This is a genomic window from Flavobacterium sp., from assembly GCF_035760125.1.
Classification (GTDB): Bacteria; Bacteroidota; Bacteroidia; order Flavobacteriales; family Flavobacteriaceae; genus Flavobacterium.
This window is the reverse complement of the sequence record NZ_DASTTN010000354.1, coordinates 1-4,304: the sequence shown is the minus strand read 5'-3', so window position 1 is coordinate 4,304 and position 4,304 is coordinate 1. Positions and strand designations below refer to the sequence as shown.

Annotated in this window: 3 protein-coding genes; 2 read left to right on the top strand and 1 reads right to left on the bottom strand. The window is 31.4% G+C overall.

Annotated elements, in window-relative coordinates; genetic code table 11:
- Positions 1-1,967: MG2 domain-containing protein (locus VFS71_RS12675; RefSeq protein WP_326401661.1), on the bottom strand; the 1,967-nt coding region annotated here is incomplete at its 3' end.
- 407 nt (positions 1,968-2,374) lie between these two features.
- On the opposite strand from VFS71_RS12675, the gene VFS71_RS12670 reads away from it, so the two are divergent.
- Both VFS71_RS12670 and VFS71_RS12665 read left to right on the top strand, forming a co-directional pair.
- Positions 2,375-3,547, top strand: a complete 1,173-nt coding sequence (locus VFS71_RS12670; protein WP_326401660.1) for a DUF1624 domain-containing protein — start codon at positions 2,375-2,377, stop codon at positions 3,545-3,547.
- Positions 3,548-3,610: 63 nt separating this feature from the next.
- Positions 3,611-4,189: a YdeI/OmpD-associated family protein gene (locus tag VFS71_RS12665; protein ID WP_326401659.1), complete on the top strand. Its 579-nt coding sequence runs from the start codon at positions 3,611-3,613 to the stop codon at positions 4,187-4,189.
- Positions 4,190-4,304: the final 115 nt, after the last annotated feature.

Here is a 4,304-nt window from a genome sequence, read left to right as displayed (position 1 = left end):
TAAACAATATCTTTTTCATAATTATCAGGTTCCTCTGCTTCAATATTAAAATCTCCTGTCAAACCCGTTTTTGGTAAAACAAATTCTCCTGAAAACGAACCAAAATCATTTGTTGTAACTTCAAGGGTTTTTATTTCTTTGTAATTAGCATCTTTGATGGTAATTTTAAACGAGGTTTTGGGAACGATACTGGTAATATTTTGTTTTTTCTGAATGGCTATTCCTTTATAAAAAACCTTTTGACCAGGGCGATAGATGGCTCGGTCTAAGTAGAATTCTACTTTTCCTTTGAACTCTACAGGTTTCTCATTAGAGTAATCCGTATTATTTGAAATATAGTTTTTTTGGAACTGTATGGTATCTTTTATGGAAGTTGCTTTAATGGTTTCATATCCATAATTATTATTCGTTTTGTCTTTTCTTTCAAAACTAGCAACTCCATTTTTATTGGTTTTAATTGAAAAAGAGGGTGATTCAAGCGTAACATTTTCTAATGGTTTTCCAGTTTTTCGATCCAAAACCTGATAGTACTCGGTTTGGTTTTTTGAATTTGCCAATAGACTTAAATTTGAAACAGTGATGGTTTCGTAAGCAAATGCTTTTTTGGAATCAGAGTCAGTTTCACTTTCAAAATAAGCTAAATAACTTCCAGTTTCCAGTTGAGGTAAGAGTACTTCGGTGCTGTATTCAAAATAATCTTTTTTATTGATTAAAGCTTGTTTTATGGATTGCACGGTTTTTGTTTTGCTTATAATTAGCATAGATAAACTGTCTTTCTTTGATTCTTGTTTTTCGAAATCGGAAATTGTTTTTTGATTGATTTTGTAAAAAGAAATTTTTAGGTTGTCTGTGTTTTTATAGCGAACAAAAGCTCTTGTGTTTTCTTTGTTGTAACTGTATTTTTGAAGTTGGATTGAGAGTGATTTGGTATTGATTTCCTGTTTTTTTTGAAGCGCCAATAGGTATGCATTCGATTTGTTTGGAAAAGCCAAAATGCTGTCAATTGTGCTAATAGCTTTTATATTGTAGTCTGGATGCGCTTCTTTGGATGCTTCTTTTATGTAAATAGTTGCTTTAGCCAATTGAATTTTTTGCAAAAGCATTTCTTCTTTGTTATTTTTTTGAAGAGAATTCAAAGTCTGTAATAACTCCTCGTTCGATTTTAAAAGATAGTCATTGCAAAAAGTAATTCGATCCAGTTGATTTTCTGTAGATGGTTGGTTTGTTTCCTTTTTTTGGTAAAAAAAAAGAACTTTTTTGAGTATGGAGTCGTTTACAAAATCCAATTTTAATCCGGTAAATTCATTGGAATTTCCTAAAAGCGTTTTTTTATATTTCTTAAAGTCTTTTGGTTGAAAATTCCACGAATTTAATTTTTTGATATAGATTGAAATATTTTCCTTCATTAAATAATCAAAAAGGTTTTCTTTTTTGAGTTCTTCTAAAGTGATAAAATCAAACACAGGTTCGTAACTGGTTAATGGAGTGTTTTTTAAAATAGTTTCGTTTTCAAGTGTTTTTTCAAAAGCTAAAGTAATTTGAGTATTAAAATCATTTTGACTCCATGTCAAGAAGTCATCCTCCAGAATGGTTGTGTTGGTTCTGTTTCGAATAATATAGCCATTTTTATTAAAATACTCACTCAAGCATTTCCCATAAACCAAATTCAAAATAGCTTGTGAAGGAATACTAACTTGTTTGATTTTAGACTTTAAATTGTTTAAAATTTTGATTTGCGCATTTTCATTGACTACTTGTAAATACTTGGACGAATAGAAAAAACATTTAATGATTTGCACCTCCTCTTTTTTGGAAACTGCCTTTTTGTAGATTTTGGCAACAATTTCATTCGCTGTTTTTATTTTACCTTCATTTTCGTTTTTGATAACTTTGTTCCAATCCTTTTCGTATTGTTGTGCAAATAATGAAGTTGATATAAAAAGAAGGGCTAAATAAATGTTTTTCATGATTTGATTATAATTCAGGTTTTTGTTGTTTCTAATAAAAGAATGATTTTTATTAAAAATAATTTTCGTACAAATTACTGAATTTTAATTAAAATTGAATGTGACTTGTTGTGTTTTCTTGTTTTTTAATAATAGAAAAGGCTTCGTTTGTTTTAGGTTAAATTATTCCACAATAATAGTGGAATAATATTGCGAAGCAATCTCCAATTGACTCTCGTCTGAGACGAGTATCGACTTAAATTAAAAGACAAATTGTAGCGTTTACAATTCAGACAACTAAAACAAGAATTTGGGAGGTTTTGGAAAATCCGAAAATAAGAATTAATTTAGGGTTAAGTTTCTGGTAAAAAGCATGTTATGTATCGTAATGAAATGTTTTTTATTTATTCTAACTATTAAACTAATTTATGGCATCACTTACCAATACCAGAATAGAATCCATTGACTTGCTAAAAGGTTTGGTGATGGTCATAATGGCACTTGACCATGTGAGGGATTATTTTCATTATTCCGCTTTCTTTTTTGACCCAACAGATCCTATTCAAAGTAATTTGCCCATCTTTTTTACACGATGGATAACTCATTTTTGTGCGCCTACGTTTAGTTTTTTGGCGGGAATGTCCGCATTTATGGTTGGCAAAAGGAAAACAAAGAATGAATTATCGGGTTTTTTATTCAAACGGGGACTTTGGTTGGTTTTTATAGAGGTGACAGTTGTAGGCTTTGCATGGTTTTTTGATATTCACTTCAGGACTTTTGGTTTACTTGTCATATGGTCGTTAGGGATTAGCATGATAGTCTTGGCTGCATTAATTTATTTGCCAAGAACCTATATTCTAATTTTTAGCTTGTTGCTTATTTGCTGTCATAACCTGTTTGATAACGTTCATTTTTCGGGTAATGTATTGTGGTCCCTTATTCATGAACAAACTTTTTATCCGCTATCTGAGCATACCCAACTGTTGATTGGATACCCACTTGTCCCATGGATTGCAGTAATGGCTTTAGGATATTATTTTGGTGCTTTTTATGATAAATCTTTTGACAGTAATAAGCGAAAAAAAATGTTCAACTCTATTGGAGGAATGGCTATTGTCCTTTTTATTCTGTTAAGATTGACAAACCTATATGGAGAGCCAAAGCAATTTAAACACTATAGTACTTTATCCCAAAACCTAATTTCGTTTTTGAATCCAAGTAAATATCCTCCATCACTTTTGTATGTGTTGATGACTTTGGGTGGGGCTTTCTTATTTTTGGCGAACGCTGAAAAACTCAAAGGAAAGCTTGTAGACTTCTTCTCCACTTTCGGAAGAGTTCCTTTTTTTTACTACATCATGCACCTTTATTTTATTCACATTATAGCAATGATTTTTGCTGAACTTTCTGGTTTTGGCTGGCAAAAATTTATTTTTTCAACATGGATAGGATTTGAGCCCAATATGAAAGGCTATGGTTTTAGTCTTTTGGTGGTTTATGCAGTTTGGATTGGAATTGTTCTTATGCTCTATCCATTATGCAAAAAGTTTGACGAGTATAAACAAATGAACAGGGAAAAATGGTGGTTGAGTTATTTGTAATAATAAATGCAGACTCGTTTTCTTTCTGATAAAAAATAATTTGTTAATCAATAAATGAAATTTATGAATCCTAAAGTTGATTTTTATTTTAGTAAATCCAATAAATGGCAGCCAGCATTGGAGCAATTAAGAAAGATTGCTTTGGATTGTCAACTAACCGAAGAGTTGAAATGGGGTACTCCTTGCTACATTTTTCAGGGAAAGAACATTGTTTTAATACACGATTTTAAAGAATATTGTGCTTTTTTGTTTTTCAAAGGAGCTTTGTTAAATGATTCCGATGGTATTCTGATTCAGCAATCAAAAAATGTGCAGGCGGCAAGACAGATTCGGTTTACCAATGTTGAGGAAATAGTGGAGCTGCAAGCTATTTTGAAAGCCTATATTTATGAGGCCATTGAAGTGGAAAAAGCCGGTTTGGAAGTAAAATTCAAAAAAACGGAAGAATTCATCCTTGCCGAAGAATTTCAAAAGAAATTAGATGAAGTGCCTGATTTGAAAACGTCATTCGAAGCTTTGACTCCAGGGCGCCAAAGAGCCTATATGCTTCATTTTTCTGCACCCAAACAATCCAAAACCCGAGAATCAAGGGTTGAGAAAAGTATACCACAAATTCTTGACGGTAAAGGGTTGAATGATTAGTATATTTGGGGTAGAAATAAAGGATCAATTTTAACCCTTGAATAAAAAGATCATGTCTGAAATATTTAAAAAGCATTTAGAAAAATTCATCGAAATAGATGAAAGGGAACTTTCT

Excerpts from the sequence above, each read along its gene's own strand:
- VFS71_RS12670 (WP_326401660.1), top strand. The coding sequence starts at position 2,375 with ATGGCATCACTTACCAATACCAGAATAGAATCCATTGACTTGCTAAAA.
- VFS71_RS12665 (WP_326401659.1), top strand. The coding sequence starts at position 3,611 with ATGAATCCTAAAGTTGATTTTTATTTTAGTAAATCCAATAAATGGCAG.